18 protein-coding genes are annotated in these 18566 nt (G+C 72.9%); 6 read left to right on the top strand and 12 right to left on the bottom strand.

Annotated features, from left to right (window positions below; all coding sequences use genetic code 11):
- The first annotated feature begins 63 nt into the window (after window positions 1-63).
- A complete protein-coding gene (locus ACIRG6_RS34615; protein ID WP_189233697.1) occupies window positions 64-279 on the top strand; it encodes a dodecin in 216 nt (71 codons plus the stop codon).
- Window positions 280-332: 53 nt separating this feature from the next.
- Here ACIRG6_RS34615 and ACIRG6_RS34610 read toward each other — a convergent pair whose 3' ends face one another.
- The gene (locus ACIRG6_RS34610; protein WP_239764833.1) at window positions 333-824 is read right to left on the bottom strand and encodes a phosphatase domain-containing protein; all 492 of its coding nucleotides are present in this window, start codon (window positions 822-824) and stop codon (window positions 333-335) included.
- A gap of 104 nt (window positions 825-928) precedes the next feature.
- Here ACIRG6_RS34610 and rpmF point away from each other — a divergent pair, with 104 nt between their 5' ends.
- Genes rpmF through ACIRG6_RS34595 form a run of 3 tightly spaced genes read left to right on the top strand, consistent with a single transcriptional unit; the run spans window position 929 to window position 4581 of the window.
- Window positions 929-1099 carry a 50S ribosomal protein L32 gene (gene rpmF / locus ACIRG6_RS34605; protein ID WP_364682333.1) on the top strand — a complete coding sequence of 57 codons (171 nt, stop codon included), beginning with the start codon at window positions 929-931 and terminating at the stop codon, window positions 1097-1099.
- A gap of 60 nt (window positions 1100-1159) precedes the next feature.
- Window positions 1160-2179 (top strand): LLM class flavin-dependent oxidoreductase, encoded by a 1020-nt coding sequence (locus tag ACIRG6_RS34600; RefSeq protein WP_403325675.1) that lies wholly within the window; start codon window positions 1160-1162, stop codon window positions 2177-2179.
- A 56-nt stretch (window positions 2180-2235) separates the two neighbouring features.
- The gene (locus ACIRG6_RS34595) at window positions 2236-4581 is read left to right on the top strand and encodes an ATP-binding cassette domain-containing protein (RefSeq protein WP_403325672.1); all 2346 of its coding nucleotides are present in this window, start codon (window positions 2236-2238) and stop codon (window positions 4579-4581) included.
- Between the two features lie 43 nt (window positions 4582-4624).
- On the opposite strand, the gene ACIRG6_RS34590 is transcribed toward ACIRG6_RS34595, so the two are convergent.
- The 6 genes from ACIRG6_RS34590 to ACIRG6_RS34565 form a co-directional block, all read right to left on the bottom strand.
- Window positions 4625-5524: a PRC and DUF2382 domain-containing protein gene (locus ACIRG6_RS34590; protein ID WP_364682327.1), complete on the bottom strand. Its 900-nt coding sequence runs from the start codon at window positions 5522-5524 to the stop codon at window positions 4625-4627.
- Between the two features lie 72 nt (window positions 5525-5596).
- A complete protein-coding gene (locus tag ACIRG6_RS34585) occupies window positions 5597-6439 on the bottom strand; it encodes a lysophospholipid acyltransferase family protein (protein ID WP_403325669.1) in 843 nt (280 codons plus the stop codon).
- Window positions 6436-7209, bottom strand: a complete 774-nt coding sequence (locus ACIRG6_RS34580; protein ID WP_403325666.1) for a GNAT family N-acetyltransferase — start codon at window positions 7207-7209, stop codon at window positions 6436-6438. Before ACIRG6_RS34580 ends, ACIRG6_RS34585 begins: the two co-directional genes overlap by 4 nt.
- Before the next feature lie 189 nt (window positions 7210-7398).
- The gene (locus ACIRG6_RS34575) at window positions 7399-8148 is read right to left on the bottom strand and encodes a succinate dehydrogenase/fumarate reductase iron-sulfur subunit (protein ID WP_239764826.1); all 750 of its coding nucleotides are present in this window, start codon (window positions 8146-8148) and stop codon (window positions 7399-7401) included.
- Window positions 8145-10094 carry a fumarate reductase/succinate dehydrogenase flavoprotein subunit gene (locus tag ACIRG6_RS34570; RefSeq protein ID WP_364682321.1) on the bottom strand — a complete coding sequence of 650 codons (1950 nt, stop codon included), beginning with the start codon at window positions 10092-10094 and terminating at the stop codon, window positions 8145-8147. Before ACIRG6_RS34570 ends, ACIRG6_RS34575 begins: the two co-directional genes overlap by 4 nt.
- 1 nt (window position 10095) lies before the next feature.
- Window positions 10096-10767, bottom strand: a complete 672-nt coding sequence (locus ACIRG6_RS34565) for a succinate dehydrogenase (RefSeq protein WP_403325879.1) — start codon at window positions 10765-10767, stop codon at window positions 10096-10098.
- Window positions 10768-10897: 130 nt separating this feature from the next.
- Here ACIRG6_RS34565 and ACIRG6_RS34560 point away from each other — a divergent pair, with 130 nt between their 5' ends.
- Window positions 10898-11782, top strand: a complete 885-nt coding sequence (locus tag ACIRG6_RS34560) for a LysR family transcriptional regulator (protein ID WP_239764824.1) — start codon at window positions 10898-10900, stop codon at window positions 11780-11782.
- Between the two features lie 184 nt (window positions 11783-11966).
- On the opposite strand, the gene ACIRG6_RS34555 is transcribed toward ACIRG6_RS34560, so the two are convergent.
- The 3 genes from ACIRG6_RS34555 to ACIRG6_RS34545 form a co-directional block, all read right to left on the bottom strand.
- Window positions 11967-12500: a 2'-5' RNA ligase family protein gene (locus ACIRG6_RS34555; protein ID WP_364682319.1), complete on the bottom strand. Its 534-nt coding sequence runs from the start codon at window positions 12498-12500 to the stop codon at window positions 11967-11969.
- Window positions 12501-12653: 153 nt separating this feature from the next.
- Window positions 12654-13298, bottom strand: a complete 645-nt coding sequence (locus ACIRG6_RS34550) for a GAP family protein (protein ID WP_365023245.1) — start codon at window positions 13296-13298, stop codon at window positions 12654-12656.
- 213 nt (window positions 13299-13511) lie between these two features.
- Window positions 13512-14402, bottom strand: coding sequence for an NAD(P)H-binding protein (locus ACIRG6_RS34545; RefSeq protein ID WP_364824521.1), 891 nt, complete (start codon window positions 14400-14402; stop codon window positions 13512-13514).
- A 172-nt stretch (window positions 14403-14574) separates the two neighbouring features.
- On the opposite strand from ACIRG6_RS34545, the gene ACIRG6_RS34540 reads away from it, so the two are divergent.
- Window positions 14575-15411 carry a LysR family transcriptional regulator gene (locus tag ACIRG6_RS34540; protein WP_403325660.1) on the top strand — a complete coding sequence of 279 codons (837 nt, stop codon included), beginning with the start codon at window positions 14575-14577 and terminating at the stop codon, window positions 15409-15411.
- A 38-nt stretch (window positions 15412-15449) separates the two neighbouring features.
- On the opposite strand, the gene rmdA is transcribed toward ACIRG6_RS34540, so the two are convergent.
- Together rmdA and ACIRG6_RS34530 are read right to left on the bottom strand one after the other, a co-directional pair.
- Complete coding sequence (gene rmdA / locus ACIRG6_RS34535; protein WP_364824523.1) at window positions 15450-17594, bottom strand: cyclic Di-GMP phosphodiesterase RmdA; 2145 nt, start codon at window positions 17592-17594, stop codon at window positions 15450-15452.
- Window positions 17591-18403, bottom strand: a complete 813-nt coding sequence (locus tag ACIRG6_RS34530) for an SAM-dependent methyltransferase (RefSeq protein ID WP_318215567.1) — start codon at window positions 18401-18403, stop codon at window positions 17591-17593. Before ACIRG6_RS34530 ends, rmdA begins: the two co-directional genes overlap by 4 nt.
- Window positions 18404-18566 lie beyond the last annotated feature (163 nt).

The following is an 18566-nucleotide window of genomic DNA, read 5'->3' as shown; positions in this document are numbered from 1 at the left end:
CACGGTGGAGTGACGCGTGACACACGCGGCACCGCCGCCCGCCCCGCAGGAGGGAGCACCCGCATGTCGAACCACACCTACCGAGTCACGGAGATCGTCGGCACCTCGCCCGACGGCGTCGACCAGGCCATCCGCAACGGCATCACCCGCGCTTCGCAGACCCTGCGCAACCTGGACTGGTTCGAGGTCACCCAGGTGCGCGGCCAGATCGAGGAGGGCGAGGTCGCCCACTGGCAGGTGGGCCTGAAGCTCGGTTTCCGCCTGGAGGGTTCGGACTGACGCCCCGCCGGGCCCGGACCGGGACTCACGGAGCAACGGGGCCGCCGGGGCGGTCAGGTACGTCCCTGCCGCTCCTGGGCGTCCTTCAGCTCGGCCGATCCGGCGGCCCAGTCCGCGCGGACGACGGTGAACCCGGCCCGTTCGGCGTCGGCGCACACCAGCTCGTCGTCGTCCACCAGGACGCGGATCTCGCGGGCGCGGGCGAGCCGGCCCAGGATCTCCAGCTTGGTGCGCCGGGCGGGCCGGCGGTCGGTGTTGCCCCGCATGTACACCCGCCCCTCGGGGAGCCCCTGCGCGGCGAGCCAGTCGAGCGTGTCGCGCCGGCAGCGCTCGGGCCGTCCGGTCAGGTAGACGATCTCGCACTCCCCGGCGCTCGCGTGCACCAGAGCGATGCCCTCCGGCAGCGGCGGATCCTGGGGCGCGGCGGCGAAGAAGGCGTCCCAGTCGCGCGGCCGGCGCTCCAGGAAGCGCTGCCGGTGCGCGGTGCCGGCGAGGGTGTTGTCCAGGTCGAACACGGCCAGCGGAGGCCTGCTGCTGTCGGTCACGCCCCCACCCTAGAGCGCGGGCCACGGCGGCCGGCAACCCCTGTTTGTTAATGGGATTCATTTTCAGGTAGCGTCCCGACGGTCACCGACCGAAGGGAAGTCCCATGGCCGTTCCGAAGCGGAAGATGTCCCGCAGCAACACCCGCCACCGCCGCGCCCGGTGGAAGGCCGCCGCGCCGGCACTCGTGCCCGTCACCGTCGACGGCGTCCGCCACCTCGTACCGCAGCACCTGGCGCGGGCCTACGAGCGCGGACTGCTGCGCCCCGAGGACTGACCGGGACCGGCCGGCCACCCGCCCCGGGAATCCCCGCGCCGTGCACGCGTTGAACCCCGTGTGAGCTCAGTGATCGCGACGACCCGCTTCTCCGTCCTCGACCGCTCCCGCATCCGCGAGGGCCGCACCGGCGCCGAGGCGCTGCGCGACACCCTGGCCCTGGCCCGGGAGGCGGAGCGGCTCGGCTACCACCGGTTCTGGGTGGCGGAGCACCACGGCGTGCCCGGGGTGGCCGGCTCCGCGCCGACCGTGCTGGCCGCCGCCGTCGCCGGCGCCACGCACCGCATCCGGGTCGGCACCGGCGGCGTGATGCTGCCCAACCACCGGCCCCTGGTCGTCGCCGAGCAGTTCGGCGTGCTGGAGTCGCTCTTCCCGGGCCGGATCGACATGGGCCTCGGCCGGTCGGTGGGCTTCACCGACGGCGTGCGCAAGGCCCTGGGCCGGGACAAGGACGACGCCGAGGACTTCGACGCCCAACTCGCCGAGCTGCTCGGCTGGTTCCGGGGCACCTCCCCCACGGGGGTGCACGCCCGCCCCGCGGAGGGGCTGACCGTGCCGCCGTTCGTGCTGGCCATGGGCGAGGGCGCGGCCGTCGCCGCCCGTGCGGGCCTGCCGATGGTCATCGGCGACCTGCGCGACCGCGACCGGATGCTGCGCGGCATCGACCGCTACCGCGCCGCCTTCCGCCCCTCCGCGTGGTCCCGGGAGCCGTACGTCGTCGTCTCGGGAACCGTCGCCGTGGCCGCCACCCCGCAGGCCGCCCGGCAACTCCTGCTTCCGGAGGCCTGGTCCATGGCCCACGCGCGCACCCGCGGCGCCTTCCCGCCGCTGCCGCCGCCCGAGGACGTCGAGGCCCGCTCGATGACCGCCAAGGAGCGCGATCTGTACGAGTCCGGCCTGACCGGCCACATCGCGGGCACCGAGGAGCAGGTCGCCGGCGAACTGGAGTCGCTCCTGAAGGAGACCGGCGCCCAGGAGGTGCTCGTCACCACCAGCACGTACGACCGCGAGGCCCTGCTGGACTCCTACCGGCGGCTCGCCCGCGTCACCGGCGCGGGGGCGGGGACCGCCCCGGCGTAGAATCGCGGGGTTTGTCCCACCGGCCGTGACCCGAAGACCGTACGGAGTTCCCCCCGATGCACAGCCCCCACGACCCGTACGTCCGCGTCCGCGGCGCGCGTGAGCACAACCTCAAGGGCGTGGACGTCGACGTCCCGCGGGACGTGGTGGCCGTGTTCACCGGCGTGTCCGGCTCCGGCAAGTCGTCGCTCGCCTTCGGCACCGTCTACGCGGAGGCGCAGCGGCGCTACTTCGAGTCGGTCGCGCCCTATGCCCGCCGGCTGATCCAGCAGGTCGGCGCGCCGAAGGTCGGTGAGATCACCGGGCTGCCGCCCGCCGTGTCGCTCCAGCAGCGCCGGGCGGCGCCGACGTCCCGTTCGTCGGTCGGCACCGTGACCAACCTGTCCAACTCCCTGCGGATGCTGTTCTCGCGCGCCGGCGACTACCCGCCGGGCGCCGCGCGGCTCGACTCCGACGCCTTCTCGCCCAACACGGCGGCCGGGGCGTGCCCCGAGTGCCACGGGCTCGGCCGGGTGCACCGTACGACCGAGGAGCTGCTCGTCCCCGACCCGTCGCTGTCGATCCGGGACGGTGCGATCGCCGCGTGGCCCGGCGCCTGGCAGGGCAAGAACCTGCGGGACGTCCTCGACGCGCTCGGTCACGACGTGGACCGGCCGTGGCGCGAGCTGCCCGCCGAGCAGCGGGAGTGGATCCTGTTCACGGACGAGCAGCCGGTGGTCACCGTGCACCCCGTGCGGGACGCCGGCCGTATCCAGCGGCCGTACCAGGGCACGTACATGAGCGCCCACCGGTATGTGATGAAGACGTTCTCGGACTCGAAGAGCGCGACGCTGCGGGCGAAGGCCGAGCGGTTCCTCACCAGCGCGCCCTGCCCGGTCTGCGGCGGCGGGCGGCTGCGGCCCGAGGCCCTCGCGGTGACCGTCGGCGGCCGGAGCATCGCCGAGCTGGCCGCGCTGCCGCTCACGGAACTCGCCGGGCTGCTGCCGACGGGCGACGAGACGGCCCGGGTGCTCACCGCCGACCTGACCTCCCGCATCACGCCCGTCGTGGAACTGGGCCTCGGCTATCTGAGCCTCGACCGCCCCGCGCCCACGCTCTCGGCGGGCGAGCTGCAGCGGCTCCGGCTGGCGACGCAGTTGCGCTCCGGGCTGTTCGGCGTCGTGTACGTCCTGGACGAGCCGTCCGCGGGCCTGCACCCGGCGGACACCGAGGCCCTGCTGGCGGTGCTGGAGCGGCTGAAGTCGGCGGGGAACTCGGTGTTCGTGGTGGAGCACCACCTCGGGGTGATGCGCGGCGCCGACTGGATCGTGGACGTCGGTCCGCGGGCGGGCGAGCACGGCGGACGGGTGCTGTACAGCGGCCCGGTGGCCGGGCTGGCCGAGGTCGGGGAGTCGGCGACGGCGCGTCACCTCTTCGACCGCTCCCCCGCTCCCGTCCGCGAGGTGCGCACGCCGCGCGGCACCCTGACGGTCGGCCCGGTCACCCGGCACAACCTGCGCGAGGTGCGCGCCGGTTTCCCGCTGGGTGTCCTCACGGCGGTGACCGGCGTGTCCGGGTCCGGCAAGTCGACGCTGATCGGCGCGATCACCCAGGAGTTGCCGGGTGTGGAGCGGCTGGTCTCCGTGGACCAGAAGCCGATCGGCCGCACCCCGCGGTCCAACCTGGCGACGTACACCGGCCTGTTCGACGTCGTACGGAAGGTCTTCGCGGCCACCGACGCGGCACGCGAGCGGGGTTACGGCGTCGGCCGCTTCTCCTTCAACGTGGCGGGAGGGCGCTGCGAGACCTGCCAGGGCGAGGGGTTCGTCAGCGTCGAGCTGTTGTTCCTGCCGAGCACCTACGCGCCGTGCCCGGACTGCGGCGGAGCGCGCTACAACCCCGAGACGCTCGAAGTGGCCTACCGGGGGCGGAACATCGCCGAGGTGCTGGATCTGACCGTGGAGGGCGCGGCGGAGTTCTTCGCGGACACGCCGGCGGTGGCGCGCAGCCTGGCGGCGCTGCTCGACGTCGGGCTCGGCTATCTGCGGCTCGGCCAGCCCGCGACGGAGCTGTCCGGCGGGGAGGCCCAGCGCATCAAGCTGGCGAGTGAGCTGCAGCGGGGCCGGCGCGGCCACACCCTGTACCTCCTGGACGAGCCGACGACCGGTCTGCACCCCGCCGATGTCGAGGTGCTGATGCGGCAGTTGCACGGCCTGGTCGACGCCGGGCACACGGTGATCGTGGTGGAGCACGACATGACCGTGGTGGCGGGCGCCGACTGGGTCATCGACCTGGGGCCGGGCGGCGGCGACGCGGGCGGGCGGATCGTCGCCGCGGGCCCTCCGGCCGAGGTGGCACGGGCGGAGGGCAGCGCCACCGCGCCGTACCTGGCCGCGGTCGTGCACGGCGGGGCGCGCCGGTGAAGCCGCTTCACCGGCGCGCGCCCTGCCGGACGGTGGCGGACCGCTACTCGCGGCCCCGCCGGATGTCGTCCTCGGTCATGCCCTCCGTCTCGGCCTCGATGCGCTCCTTGCGGACCTGACCGCGCACCGTCTCGTTCTCTATGTGCTCCTCCGTGGTCAGCCGGACGCGTTCGACCGGCACCGTCTCGGTCTCCACGACGGCGCGTTCCTCGTGCAGGGTGACCTCGTGCTCGGCCTCGCCGAGTTCGGGACCGGAGAGCGCCTCGTCACGGTTGGCGTCCGTGATCGGCTCGCGCTCCACCCGCACCTCCTCGTGGCGCACCGGGACGGTCTGCTCGACCTCCTCGGTGACCACGTACTTGCGCAGCCTGGCCCGGCCGATCTCGTGCTGCTCGACGCCGACGTGCATCCGCTCCTCCGAGCGGGTCATGGCGTCGTCGCCGCGCATGCCGCGCCGGCCCGACGCGTCCTCGCGTCCGGTGGTGCCTGCCGTGCCCGCCATACCGGCGGTGCCCGCCGTACCGGCCGTACCGGCCGTACCGGTCGTACCGGCCGCGCCCGCCTCGCCGGGGCCGGCGGCCCAGCGGCCGTCGTCGGTGCGCTCAGCCTCGGACAGCACGCTGTCCCAGTTGATGCCGTAGTAGTCGTAGAGCCGGTGCTCCTCGGTCTCCGACAGATGGCCGCCCGCGTCGACGTCGACATTGGGTGCGTCCTTGACCTGGTCCTTGCGGTACGGGACCTCGAGGTGGTCCTGCACCAGCGAGGCATCACGGATGGGCACGAACGACTCGTTGGAGCCGAACATGCCGGTCTTGACGCTCACCCACTCGGGGCGCCCCGTCATGTCGTCGAAGAAGACGTGCTTGGCGTCACCGATCTTGTTGCCGTCCCCGTCGTAGACCGGATGATCCAGGACGTTGGCGATCTCTTCACGGGTGATCATCTGGCATCACCCTCCTTCCGGAGTGCCTGTACTCCGACTGTCCGCATCAGCAGTCCGAAAACAGCACACTCATCACAAAGGGCACATACTTTTCGAAGGTGCTTTCCCCTGGTGACCGTGGACGCCCGTCTGCGCCGCCGTGTCCGCCCGCTGGGCCGCGCCCGCGAGGGAGCGGCGGTCGCGGTGACACCCGGGCGGGACGGCCGGGCACACCTCCACCTCGGCCGTCAGCCCGCGCGCCGACGTCACCCGCCACAGGGAGGCGAGCAGGGTGTCCTCGCCGACGAACGCGGGCGCCGTGCTCAGGGTCCGTGCCCCGGTCCGGTAGCGGATGCGGACCGGCTGGACCGGCACCCCGGCGTCGAGCGCGGCCTGGAACACGGCCCGGCGGAAGGTGCCCTGTGCGCGTCCGCACCAGGTGCTGCCCTCGGGGAAGGCGGCGACCGCGGCGCCCTCGCGCAGCGCCCTCGAGACCAGGGCGACCGTGTCCGGCAGCGCCCGCAGGCGGTCCCGTTCGATGAACAGGACTCCCCCGCGCGCGGCGAGCGGCCCGGCCACCGGCCACCGCCGTATCTCGCTCTTGGCGAGCATCCGGGCCGGGCGCACGGCGGCGAGCAGCGGGACGTCCAGCCAGGAGACGTGGTTGGCTACCAGCAGCAGCCCGCCGGTGGGCGCGGCGGCACCCGTGAGGCGGACCCGGACGCCGGCGGCGCGCACGATCCACCGGCACCAGCGCCGCACCAGGCCGGCCGGCATCCGTCCCCGCAGCGGCGACAGCGCGACCGCGCACCCGGCGAGGAGGAGGACGGTGACCGCGGTCAGCCGCAGCACGGCACGGGGTATGCCGCCCGCGGTCCGGACGGGCTCCACGCAGGCCCCGGGAGTGCAGGGCGCGGCGGGCAGCCAGGCGCTCATCGGGCCGGCAGCAGCGAGAGGAAGTGGCGCAGGTAGCGGGGGTCGACGCGGCTCATCGGCAGCAGCACGTACAGGTCGGCGACGCCGAAGTCCACGTCGTGCGCGGGCTCCCCGCAGACCCAGGCACCGAGGCGGAGGTAGCCCCGCAGCAGGGCGGGCAGTCCGGTGCGGGGGGCGGGTGCCGCGGCGCGCGGTGTCCAGGGCAGCAGCGGCCGTACGCGGTACTCCTCGGGTGCCAGGTGCTTGGCGCGGACCCGGTCCCAGGTGGCGGCGGCGAGGGCTCCGCCGTCGGCGAGCGGGATCGAGCAGCAGCCCGCGAGCCATTCGTGGCCCCGGTCGCTCATGTACCGCGCTATGCCGGCCCAGATGAGCCCGATCACGGCGCCGTCGCGGTGGTCGGGGTGTACGCAGGAACGGCCGACCTCGACCAGGGAGGGCCGGATCGGGTCCAGTGCCGCGAGGTCGAACTCGCACTGCGCGTAGAGCCGTCCGGCGATCGCGGCGCGTTCCGGCGGCAGCAGCCGGTAGGTGCCGACGACCTGCCCGGTCGTCTCCTCGCGCACCAGCAGGTGGTCGCAGTACGCGTCGAAGGGGTCGATGTCGTAGCCGGGCTGCGGGCTCGCCAGCAGGGCGCCCATCTCCCCGGCGAAGACGTCGTGCCGCAAGCGCTGGGCCGCGCGCACCTCGTCCTCGTCGCGGGCGAGGGTGACGGTGTAGCGCGGGGGTGCGGCGGGCGCCGGGGGGCGGTCCGCGGTCAGTACGCCGGTCATGGGTGCTCTCCTGGTGACGGGGCCGGGTCCGCCACAGTTCTTCCGAGGCGGCTGTCCTGTGCGTGACCAGTACCGGGAGAGCGGATGTGGGATTGCTGAATGCCAGGGGCGCGGAAGCGAGACGGGGCCGGGAGGAGCACCTCTCCCGGCCCCGTCCGTCCGCACCTGTCGGCGAACGTTCGGGTGGTGCTAGCGCTTCGCCACCTTGCGGGTGGCGCGCAGCCACTCCTTGTTCATGCTGGTGATGGACACCAGCGGGATGCCCTTCGGGCAGGCCGTCGCGCACTCGCCCGCGAGCGTGCAGCCGCCGAATCCCTCGTCGTCCATCTGCGCGACCATGTCCAGCACCCGCGTCTCCCGCTCGGGCGCGCCCTGCGGCAGGACGTTCAGGTGGTTGATCTTCGCGGAGGTGAACAGCATCGCCGCGCCGTTCGGACACGCGGCGACACAGGCGCCGCAGCCGATGCACTCGGCGTGCTCGAAGGCAAGGTCGGCGTCCGGCTTCGGCACCGGCGTCGCGTGCGCCTCCGGCGCGGCACCGGTCGGCGCGGTGATGTAGCCGCCGGCCTGGATGATGCGGTCGAAGGCCGAGCGGTCGACGACCAGGTCCTTCACGACCGGGAAGGCGGCGGCCCGCCACGGCTCGACGTCGATGGTGTCGCCGTCCTTGAAGGACCGCATGTGCAGCTGGCAGGTGGTGGTGCGCTCGGGGCCGTGGGCGTCGCCGTTGATGACCAGCGAGCAGGCGCCGCAGATGCCCTCGCGGCAGTCGTGGTCGAAGGCGACCGGGTCCTCGCCCTTGAGGATGAGTTCCTCGTTGAGGGTGTCGAGCATCTCCAGGAACGACATGTCCTGCGAGATCCCGTCCACCTCGTACGTGGACATGGCGCCTTCGGCGTCGGCGTTCTTCTGGCGCCAGACGCGCAGGGTGAGCTTCATGCGTAGCTCCGCTGGGTGGGGTGGACGTACTCGAAGACCAGGTCTTCCTTGTGCAGGGTGGGAGCCTCGCCGGTGCCGGTGAACTCCCAGGCGGCGGCGTACGCGAACTCGTCGTCCTTGCGGGCGGCCTCGCCGTCCGGGGTCTGGGACTCCTCACGGAAGTGGCCGCCGCAGGACTCGGACCGGTGCAGCGCGTCGAGGCACATCAGCTCGGCGAGCTCCAGGTAGTCGACGATGCGGTTGGCCTTCTCCAGCGACTGGTTGAACTCCTCGCCGGTGCCGGGGACCTTGATGCGCCGCCAGAACTCCTCGCGGATCTGCGGGATGCGCTCCAGGGCCTTGCGCAGTCCGGAGTCCGTGCGGGCCATGCCGCAGAACTCCCACATCAGCTCGCCGAGTTCGCGGTGGAAGGAGTCCGGGGTGCGGTCGCCGTCGACGGACAGCAGCAGGTTGAGCCGGTCCTCGGTCTCGGCCAGCACCTCCTGCACCACCGGGTGCCCGTTGTCGACCTCGTCCTTGTGCGGGTTGCGGGCGAGGTAGTCGTTGATGGTGGCCGGCAGGACGAAGTAGCCGTCCGCCAGGCCCTGCATCAGCGCCGAGGCGCCGAGCCGGTTGGCGCCGTGGTCGGAGAAGTTGGCCTCGCCGATCGCGAAGAGGCCCGGGACGGTGGTCTGGAGGTCGTAGTCGACCCACAGGCCGCCCATCGTGTAGTGCACGGCCGGGTAGATCCGCATGGGCACCCGGTACGGATCCTCGTCGGTGATCCGCTGGTACATGTCGAAGAGGTTGCCGTACTTGGCCTCGACGGCCTTGCGGCCCATGCGCTTGATCGCGTCGGCGAAGTCCAGGTACACGCCCTGCCCGCCGGGGCCCACACCCCTGCCCTCGTCGCAGACGTTCTTCGCGGCGCGGGAGGCGATGTCACGGGGCACGAGGTTGCCGAAGGACGGGTAGATGCGCTCCAGGTAGTAGTCGCGCTCGTCCTCGGGGATCTTGTTCGGCGGCCGGTCGTCGCCCTTGGCCTTCGGCACCCAGATCCGGCCGTCGTTGCGCAGCGACTCGCTCATCAGCGTCAGCTTGGACTGGTGGTCGCCGGTGCGCGGGATGCAGGTGGGGTGGATCTGCGTGAAGCAGGGGTTGGCGAAGTAGGCGCCGCGCCGGTGCGCCCGCCACACGGCGGTCGCGTTGGAGTTCATGGCGTTGGTCGACAGGTAGAAGACGTTGCCGTACCCGCCGCTGGCCAGGACCACGGCGTCCGCGAAGTAGGTGTCGATCTTCCCGGTGATCAGGTCCCGGGCGACGATGCCGCGCGCCCGGCCGTCCACGACGATCAGGTCGAGCATCTCGGTGCGCGGGTGCATCTCGATGTTGCCGGCCGCGATCTGCCTGCTGAGCGCCTGGTAGGCGCCGAGCAGCAACTGCTGGCCCGTCTGGCCGCGGGCGTAGAACGTGCGGGAGACCTGGACGCCGCCGAAGGAGCGGGTGTCGAGCAGACCGCCGTACTCGCGGGCGAAGGGCACGCCCTGGGCCACGCACTGGTCGATGATCTCGACGGAGATCTGCGCGAGCCGGTGCACGTTGGACTCGCGGGAGCGGAAGTCGCCGCCCTTGACGGTGTCGTAGAACAGCCGGTGGACGGAGTCCCCGTCGTTGCGGTAGTTCTTCGCCGCGTTGATGCCGCCCTGCGCGGCGATGGAGTGGGCGCGGCGCGGCGAGTCCTGGTAGCAGAACTGGACGACGCGGTAGCCCTGTTCGGCGAGGGTCGCGCCGGCCGAGCCGCCCGCGAGGCCGGTGCCGACGACGATGACGGTCTGCTTGCGCCGGTTGGCGGGGTTGACCAGCTTCGCCTCGAAACGGCGCGTGTCCCAGCGCTCGTGGACCGGCCCGGCGGGGGCCTTGGTGTCGGCGACCGGCTCTCCGGTCGTGTAGTCGGCGTAGGTTGTCATGTCAGCTCACCACTCCGGTCATGACGCCCACGGGTACGGCGACGAAGCCGACCGTGAGCAGCAGCGCGAGGACGTTCGCGGTCGTCTTCAGGGCGCGGTCGCGGGTACGGCTGCCGGCGCCGAGGGTCTGGGCGGCGGACCAGAAGCCGTGCCGGACGTGCAGGCCGAGGGCGAGCATCGCGACGATGTAGATGACGTTGCCGTACCAGGTGGAGAAGGTGTCCACGACGTTCTGGTAGGGCTTGCCGCTCTCGAAGCCGCCGGAGTGCACGGTGCCGGTGGTCAGGTCCAGGATGTGCCAGACGATGAACAGGCCGAGGATGATCCCGCCCCAGCGCATGGTGCGGGTCGCGTAGCTCGCCCGGGGCTTCTTGTGCACGTACTTGCTGGGCCGCGCCTTGATGTCGCGGCGGCTGAGCTGGTACGCGGACGTGGCGTGGGCGACGACGGCGACGACCAGCACGACGCGGATCAGCCACAGCGTCCACTCGTAGTGCATGAACGGCTCGCCGACCGTGCGCAGCCAGTGGGCGTAGTGGTTGAACTCGCTCGTCCCGAAGAAGATCTTCAGGTTACCGATCATGTGGGCGACCAGGTAGAGCAGCATGACGAGACCACTGATCGCCATCACTGTCTTCTTGCCGACGGACGAGTCCCACACGGTGCGCGCCATGGACGGCCGTCGGTCCGTCCGCGTTGCCAGAGCCATGTCACAGGACGCTACGCGGGCGAGGGGTCATCGGTCCAAGACATGGTCCGCCTCGTTTCCATAGGGTCTGCCTATCGCCGAGTATGCTTGCGGTATGCAGTTCCAGCAGCTCCAGTACTTCGTGGCGGTCGCCGAGACCAGGCACTTCACCCGGGCCGCCGAGACCGTCCACGTGGCGCAGCCGTCGCTGTCGCAGCAGATCAAGGCGCTGGAGCGGGAGCTGGGCGCGGATCTGTTCCTGCGGGCGCGGGGCAACATCACGCTGACGGACGCCGGGGAGGCGCTGCTGCCGCTGGCCCGGCGCATCCTGGCCGACGCGGACACCGCGCGGCACGAGGTGCTGGAGCTGGTGCAGCTGCGCAGCGGGCGGGTCCGGCTGGGCGCCACGCCGAGCCTGTGCACCGGCCTGCTCCCCGACGTGCTGCGCGCCTTCCACGACCGCTACCCCGGTGTCCGGCTGCTCATCGAGGAGGGCGGCTCGCACGACCTGGTGCGGGGGCTGGCCCGCGGCGCGCTCGATCTGGCGCTGGTGGTTTTGCCGCTGCCCACTGCGTCGCCGGCGCTGACCACGGTGGAGCTGCTGCGGGAGGACCTGGTGGTGGTGTCGTCGCCGGAGGCGCCCCGCCCGGGCGGCGGGCGGCGGGCGGTGCGGATCTCCGACCTGGAGGGTGAGCGGCTGGTGATGTTCCGGCACGGGTACGACCTGCGGGAACTGACGGTGGCCGCGTGCCGCTCCGCGGGGTTCGAGCCGGACTTCGCGGTGGAGGGCGGGGAGATGGACGCGGTGCTGGGGTTCGTGCGGGCGGGACTGGGCATGGCGGTCGTCCCCCGGATGGTCGCGGCCCGCTCCGGCCGCGGGCTGCGGGTGACACCCCTGTCCCGCCCGGGCCTGCACCGGACCATCGCCCTGGCCCACCGCAGCGACGTGGCTCCGCCGAGGGCCGCACGGGAGCTGCAGCGGATGCTGCTGGAGCGGTGAGGACTCGCGCGGCGGCGTCCCGGGTACCGGCCGGAGGAGAGGGGCGGCTTCCTGGGGACGGTCGGGCCTTTGCGCCGGGCGACGTCGACGGGCGTCGGTGCCGGCTTCCGTCCGTTCGGCACGTCCTGACGGCCACCACTGGCATGGCGGACGGCGCCGCCGGGCAGGTCGGGTCAGGGGCCTCTCAGGGGCGGGGCTCCAGTACCTCCAGGGCGCCGGTCTCGGTGTCGTAGCTGCGCAGGGTGATGAGCCGGGCCGACAGCGGCGGCGCCGGCAGCAGTCCGGGGACCCGCCGTCCGGCGAAGGCACCTGCCCGCCGGGTGCGGCCGAGGGTGACGTGCGGGCTCCAGCGCCCAGGTTCGTGAAACGGGCTGAGGGCCTGGGGCGGGCTGTCCGAGGCCACCGCCTCCCACACCCGGCGGTGCACGCCGGCCAGCGCGAGGTCGCAGTCCAGCGCCCAGGCCAGCACGGAGGTGGGCCGCTCGAAGCGGACCAGGCCGGTGAACCGCACCGGCAGCGGCAGGGCTGCGGCCACCTCGGCGAGCTCCCAGCGGATCGGCGCGGTCAGCTCCGGGCAGGCGGCCAGGGTGAGGTGCGGGCGGTTGGTCGGTGAGCGGTGACGCGCCTGACTGGGCAGCCCCGCGTCCGCGAGCCGTCGCCAGGCCTCCCGAACCGCCAGCTCCGCCGTCTCGTCCAACAGAAGCTCGACCGTGCGCACCACCGCAGCCTACCGGCGGCCGGTCCGGCGCGTCCGCGCCGCCCGTTCGGCGGACTCGTCGCGCTCACCGGCGGCTGGACCCCGCCGGCCGGCGCTGCGACGCACCGGCTGCGCCCAGCGGTCCCCGGAGCCCTTCCCGAAGGGTCCGCTGCCTCAGGCGACCAGCTCGACGACGCTCCGGGCCGTCAGCCACAGGCCGACCACCAGGGAGAGCCCGACGACCAGCCGTTCCTGGTGCTGCTCCAGCCGGCGCCGCAGGGCGTTCAAGCGGGCGTGCGCGACCGCGGGCGCCCGGACCGCGTAGATCTCCATGACGATGAGGCTGAGGGTGGCCAGCAGACAGTAGCCGCTCAGTGCGATCCAGGCGTCGAGGGCGGAGAGGTCCGCGTCGATGACGGTCGCGGCGCCGGCCGCGACCAGTCCCCAGGACTGCAGCAGCCATGCGAGCCCGGCTGCCGTGGCCGGGGACGCGTTGTCGATCCGGGCGGCCCAGCGCGGCGGGCCGTGCGGGCGGGGCGGCCGGCGGTGCCGGTGGGCGCCGTACAGCACCAGTGCCAGACCGATGGCGAGTTTCACGTCGAGCACGGCGGTCGAGGGCACGGTGTGACGGGCCGGGGGCCGGCCGCCGGTCAACAGCATGACGCAGGCGATCACCACGACCAGGTTGACCAGCCACGACACCAGGAAGGCCAGTCCCTGACGAACGCCGTGCCGCGAGGAGAGCAGCAGGATGAAGGCGCTGTTGTGCAAGGGCCCCAGGGAGATGGCGACACCGATCACGATCAGGTCGAGGACCATGGATCAGTCGCTCCTGGGTCTGGGACTGTCCGCCACCTGTCGTCGAGCGACCGGCCCGCAGGGGGGAAGGAGGCGTTGCTACGGCGCCGCAACCCGACTCTGCAAGCGGTGGTCCGGCCGGTCAAGCGGGCCACGCCCGTGAGCCTCGTCGGACCGTTCGGAAGGCGCATCGTCGGCGCTCATGTGCGTATCGGTTCCGACGAGGCCACGGAGTCAGGCGAGCACGGCCGGCCTGAGTGTCTCCTCGCACCAGCGGCGGAAGCTCGTGGGCGCCGTGTCCGGTGTGCTGGGTGCGGACGAGCCGTAGAAGCCCTGGGTGTCCATCGCGGAGGCCATGTCCGCCAGGCCCCGGGCGCCGTCCTCGCTCGCCCCGAAGCGCAGGGCCGCCGCCTCGTACTCCGCCGGGGTGGTCTCCCGCACCCGCACCGGGCGGTCCAGTACGTCGGACATGACCTTCGCCATGCCCTCCGGTGTGAGGTCGTCGGGGCCGACCAGCGGCACGTCGGCCCGGCCGGTCCAGGTGTCGTCGAGCAGCAGCCGGGCCGCCGTCGCGGCGATGTCGGCGGTGGCGCAGGTCCGCAGGACCCGGTCCGCGGCGTACGCCACCCGGAACTCGCCCGTGGAGCGGAGGGCAGCCGCCTGACCGAGCAGGTTCTCCATCAGGAAGGGCGGGCACAGCGCCCGGTAGTGCACGCCGGTGGCCGCGACGCGGTCGTCCATGGCGAGCGACGCGGAGATCGGCCCGGCGTTCTTCGCGACACCGCGCCCCAGGCTGGAGACGGCGACGACCCGCCGGACACCGTGCCGCCCGGTCACCTCGCACAGCGGCAGCGTGAAGTCGCGGAAGTGGCCCTCGACGCTGTCGGCGCCCGGCGCGGGCGGCACCAGCCAGAACACCTGGTCGGCGCCGTCGCAGGCCGCGCCGAGGAGTTCGGGGTCGGCGTGCGAGCCCTGGAACACCTCGGCCCTCTCACGTGCCCGGGGAGTCAGGCGGCCGGGGTCGCGGGCGATCACCCGGACCGAGGTCGCCCCGTCCAGGGCGTCGAGAACGTTGTCGAGGACCTGTCGGCCGATACCGCCGGTCGGGGTGGTGATGACGATCACGGAACACAACTCCGGTTCGGGGGAGGGAGGATGAAGGACCGCGCCGGGTCGCGGACCCGTCCCGTACGGGGCTCCGGCGCATGTTCATCCTGTGCCGCGGCCGGGCGGAACTGAAGGACCGTTCGGATCCCGGTTGTTACCCTGAGGGCAATACCGAAGGGAGGCGGAGAGCATGGAGTCCCGTTCCCTGCGCTATTTCGTCGCGGTCGCCGAGGAACTCAACTTCGCCCGCGCCGCCGAGCGGCTGGGCATCTCCCCGCCGCCCCTGTCCCGGGCGATCCGCCGGCTGGAGGCCGAGCTGGGCGTCACCCTGTTCGAGCGGACCACGCACCACGTGACCAGGACCCCGGCCGGGGACGTCCTGCTCACCGAGGCCCGGGTCGCGCTGGACGCCCTGGAGGCGGCCGGGCGCCGAGCCCGGCGCGCGGCGGAGGGACCGAAGCTGGTGCTGGCCGTGAAGGCCGACGGGGACGCGGGCCTGCTCGAACCGATCCTGACGCGCTACGCGTCCGAACCGGGGTCCGTACCGGTCGCCGTCCGGCTGTGCGGCTGGCAGGAACAGCCGGGGCTGCTGCGCGGCGGCGAGGCGGACGTCGCCCTGGTGCACGCGCCGTTCGACGGCACCGGCCTCGACAGCGAGACGCTGGTCGTCGAACCGCGCGTCGCCGTCCTCGCCTCGGACCACCCGCTGGCCGCACGCGACCGGTTGGAGCTGGCCGACCTCGGCTGGAGCTCCGGCACCGTGGAGCGGCACATCGACGAGGCCCGGCGCGGCCGGGGCGACCTGGCCCAGGTGCTCACGGCCGTCTCGCTCGGGGAGGTCGTCACCCTGCTGCCCGCCTCGGTCGCCGTACGCTATCCGCGCCCGGGCGTCGCCTACCGCCCGGTGACCGACGCGCCGCCGGTCGTCCTCGCCCTCGCCTGGCCCCAGGAGTCCCGCTCGACGGCCACCGCCGCACTCGTACGCGTGGCGGCCGAGATCGCCGGGACCGCCCGCGACGGAGCGTAGGCGGGCCGGGCAGCAGGCCCCAGGGCTTGGTGCCCCGCTCAGCCCGTGGCGTCCACCAGGGCCAGTTCGTGCAGGCGTTCCGGCGGGCCCGGGCGGGCGTAGTACCAGCCCTGGGCCGTGTCGCAGCCCAGGATGCGCAGTTGCTCGGCCTGCGCGCCGGTCTCCACGCCCTCCACGGTCACCGTGAGGTCCAGGCTGTGGGCCAGGGCCACGATACCCTCGACGATCTTGAGGTCGACGGGGTCCGCCGGGAACTGCTGCATGCTCTGGGTGAAGGAACGGTCCAGCTTGAGGACGCTCACCGGCAGCCGGCGCAGGTTGGCGAGGTTGGAGTAGCCGGTGCCGAAGTCGTCCAGGGCGATGTCCACGCCCATCTCGGCCAGCCGGCGCAGCGGCTTCAGCAGGTCGTCGTCCGCGCCGATCAGCGCGGACTCCGTCACCTCCAGGCAGAGTGCGTCGGGGGCGACGCCGGTGCGTTCCAGGATCTCGATGGTGTCCTGGACCAGCCCGGGGTGGGTGAGTTGGCAGGGCGAGAGGTTGACGTTGATCCGCAGCGGCCCCGCGGCGGTCGTCTCGCCGTAGCGCTCCCGCCACGCGCGGGCCTGCCGCACGGACTGCTCGAGCACCCAGCGGCCCAGCGGAACGATCAGCCCGGTGTGCTCGGCGAGCGGGATGAAACGGTCCGGGCCGAGCACACCGTGCTGCGGGTGCAGCCAGCGCACCAGGGCCTCGGCGCCGTGCACGCTGCCGTCGCCGAGGTGCACCAGCGGCTGGTACTCGATGAAGAACTCGCCCCGCTCCAGGGCCGCCGGCAGCGCGGTCGTCAGCCCGTGCCGGGTGATGACCCGGGCGTCGGCCTCCGGGTCGGCGAGCTCGAAGCGGTTGCCGCCCGCCGACTTGGCCCGGTACATGGTGATGTCGGCGCTGCGCAGCACCTCCGCCGGGCTGCGTTCGCCCGCCGGTCCCTCGACGATGCCGATGCTGCCGCGCACGGTCAGTTCACGGCCGTCGATGCTGATGGGCGCGAGCAGCGCGTTCATGATGCGCCCGGCGAGCTCGTCCACCTCGTGCCGGGTGTCCGGGCCGGTGGTCAGCGCCACGAACTCGTCGCCGCCGAGCCGGGCGACCATCTCACCGGGCGCGGTGGCGCAGGCCTGGAGCCGGTCGGCGACCTCCACGAGCAGCCGGTCGCCGGCCGCGTGGCCGAGGCTGTCGTTGACGGTCTTGAAGCCGTCGAGGTCGAGGTAGCACAGGCCGAACCGCTGGCCGGGGCCCGCGCCGAGTGCCTTCTCCAGGCGCTCGAAGAAGAAGCTGCGGTTGGGCAGACCGGTGAGCGCGTCGTGGGTGGCCTCGTAGCGCAGCCGCAGATTGAGCAGGCGGCGCTCGGTGGTGTCCTCCATCAGCGCGAGCTGGTACTGCGGGCTGCCGTCGGCGTCGCGCAGCAGGGAGACGGTCAGGTTGGTCCACAGGACCGTGCCGTCGGGGCGGTAGAAGGCCTTCTCGCAGTGGTAGGCCTCGCGTTCGCCGCGCACCAGCTCCTGGTAGAGCCGCCAGGTCTGGGGCGCGTCGTCGGGGTGCGTCCACTCCATGACGTTGCGGCCGCGCAGCGAGGGGTCGGTCAGGCCGAACATGCGGGTCAGGGCACCGTTGACCTGGAGGATGTTGCCCTCGAGGTCCGCGATGCCGATGCCTATGGCGGCGCCCTCGAAGACCGCGCGGAAGCGGGCCTCGCTGGCGTGCAGCGCCTCGGCCACCACGCCCTGCGCCTTCAGGGCGGCCTGCGCGATGGCCTCCTGCTCGGCGAGCGTCCGGCCGCGCAGCGCCCCGGCGAACCCGGCCGCCATGGCGTGCTGGATCCGTGCCGAACGCGCCCGCAGGGCCTCGGCGTCGCCGTCCTCGCCGCAGTACAGCACCAGGTAGGCGTCCACGCAGTCCAGCGTGCGGGCGAGCGCGTCGGGGTCGGTGCAGTGCACGTCGACGAGTGCCGCGCCGACCGCCTTCGCCTCCTCGGTGTCGAGGCTCCGGGCCCGCAGCAGCCCGCTCAGCCGGCGGGCCAGCGGCATCAGTTCTTCCTCGAACTCGGGCCGGGTCGACGACGTCGAAGTCACCGGGAACACCGCGCGGCTCCAGATCGTCGCGAATCGTCGGAGTCTGTCCTCCGGCCCGCCCGGCTCCGCGGTCACGCCGTACGCCCCACGCCCGCGAAGCCGGAGAAGGCATACGGGTCCTCGTCCTCCGGCGCCGTCTCGGGCCGCCAGCGCGGCATAGGAACCAGTCCGGGTTCCACCATGTCGTACCCCTCGAAGAACCGGGCGATCTCGTCGCGCGAACGCATGATCAGCGGATTGCGGATGTCCTTGTACACGTCCACCGCGCCCCCGGCCCGCTCGGCGGGCAGCGGGATCCCCTCGTACGAGGCGTGCGTGAGGACGAGGAGGCTGCCGGGTGCGAGCGCGTCGCTCAGCTCGGCCACCGCCGCGTAGGGGTCGTCCGCGTCTTCCACGAAGTGCAGTATGGCAACGAGCAGGAGGGCCACCGGCCGATTCAGGTCGATCAGCCGCTCCACCTGGGGGCTGGTGAGGATGTCCTGCGGCTTGAGCAGGTCGGCGGCCACGACGTCCGCGTCCTCGGCGCCCTCCAGGACCGCCTGGCTGTGCGCCACCGCGACCGGGTCGTGGTCGACGTACACCACGCGGGCGCCGGGCCGGGCCGCCCGGGCCACCTCGTGGACGTTGCCGTAGGTGGGGATGCCGGAGCCGATGTCCAGGAACTGGTCGATGCCCTCCTGGGCCGCGAAGCGCACGGCGCGGCGCATGAACGCCCGGTTCGCCTGCATGATCTTGGGGAGCCCCGGCAGGAACTCCAAGGCCCTGCGGGCCGCTTCGCGGTCGACCTCGAAGTTGTGCGAACCGCCCAGGTAGAAGTCGTAGATGCGGGACACGCTCGGCACCGAGATGTCGATGCTCCGTGGGGCCCAGGCGGGACGCTCCATCTATCTCTCCAAGGCTCGGGCGATCCGGTGTTCGAGCTGAGGCTACTGATCGCCCGCCGAACGGGCGAGCCCGAGCGGAGATTGACCGTCCGTTCCCGGTCACTGCCTGCGGCACGTGCCGGGCGCCAAGGCACGCCAAAGCGCGCGAATGGGGCCGCCCCCT

Origin of the sequence: Streptomyces flaveolus (genome assembly GCF_044765825.1) — a bacterium.
GTDB classification, from domain to species: Bacteria; Actinomycetota; Actinomycetes; order Streptomycetales; family Streptomycetaceae; genus Streptomyces; species Streptomyces flaveolus.
Note: the sequence above shows the minus strand (reverse complement) of the source record. Positions and strands in the feature narration are given on the sequence as shown.

Coding starts and splice junctions, on each gene's coding strand:
- ACIRG6_RS34595 (WP_403325672.1), top strand. CDS start 2,236: ATGCACAGCCCCCACGACCCGTACGTCCGCGTCCGCGGCGCGCGTGAG.
- ACIRG6_RS34575 (WP_239764826.1), bottom strand. CDS start 8,148: ATGAAGCTCACCCTGCGCGTCTGGCGCCAGAAGAACGCCGACGCCGAA.
- ACIRG6_RS34615 (WP_189233697.1), top strand. CDS start 64: ATGTCGAACCACACCTACCGAGTCACGGAGATCGTCGGCACCTCGCCC.
- ACIRG6_RS34530 (WP_318215567.1), bottom strand. CDS start 18,403: ATGGAGCGTCCCGCCTGGGCCCCACGGAGCATCGACATCTCGGTGCCG.
- ACIRG6_RS34570 (WP_364682321.1), bottom strand. CDS start 10,094: ATGACAACCTACGCCGACTACACGACCGGAGAGCCGGTCGCCGACACC.
- ACIRG6_RS34560 (WP_239764824.1), top strand. CDS start 10,898: ATGCAGTTCCAGCAGCTCCAGTACTTCGTGGCGGTCGCCGAGACCAGG.
- ACIRG6_RS34580 (WP_403325666.1), bottom strand. CDS start 7,209: ATGACCGGCGTACTGACCGCGGACCGCCCCCCGGCGCCCGCCGCACCC.
- rpmF (WP_364682333.1), top strand. CDS start 929: ATGGCCGTTCCGAAGCGGAAGATGTCCCGCAGCAACACCCGCCACCGC.
- ACIRG6_RS34550 (WP_365023245.1), bottom strand. CDS start 13,298: ATGGTCCTCGACCTGATCGTGATCGGTGTCGCCATCTCCCTGGGGCCC.
- ACIRG6_RS34540 (WP_403325660.1), top strand. CDS start 14,575: ATGGAGTCCCGTTCCCTGCGCTATTTCGTCGCGGTCGCCGAGGAACTC.
- ACIRG6_RS34590 (WP_364682327.1), bottom strand. CDS start 5,524: ATGATCACCCGTGAAGAGATCGCCAACGTCCTGGATCATCCGGTCTAC.
- ACIRG6_RS34565 (WP_403325879.1), bottom strand. CDS start 10,767: ATGGCGCGCACCGTGTGGGACTCGTCCGTCGGCAAGAAGACAGTGATG.
- ACIRG6_RS34585 (WP_403325669.1), bottom strand. CDS start 6,439: ATGAGCGCCTGGCTGCCCGCCGCGCCCTGCACTCCCGGGGCCTGCGTG.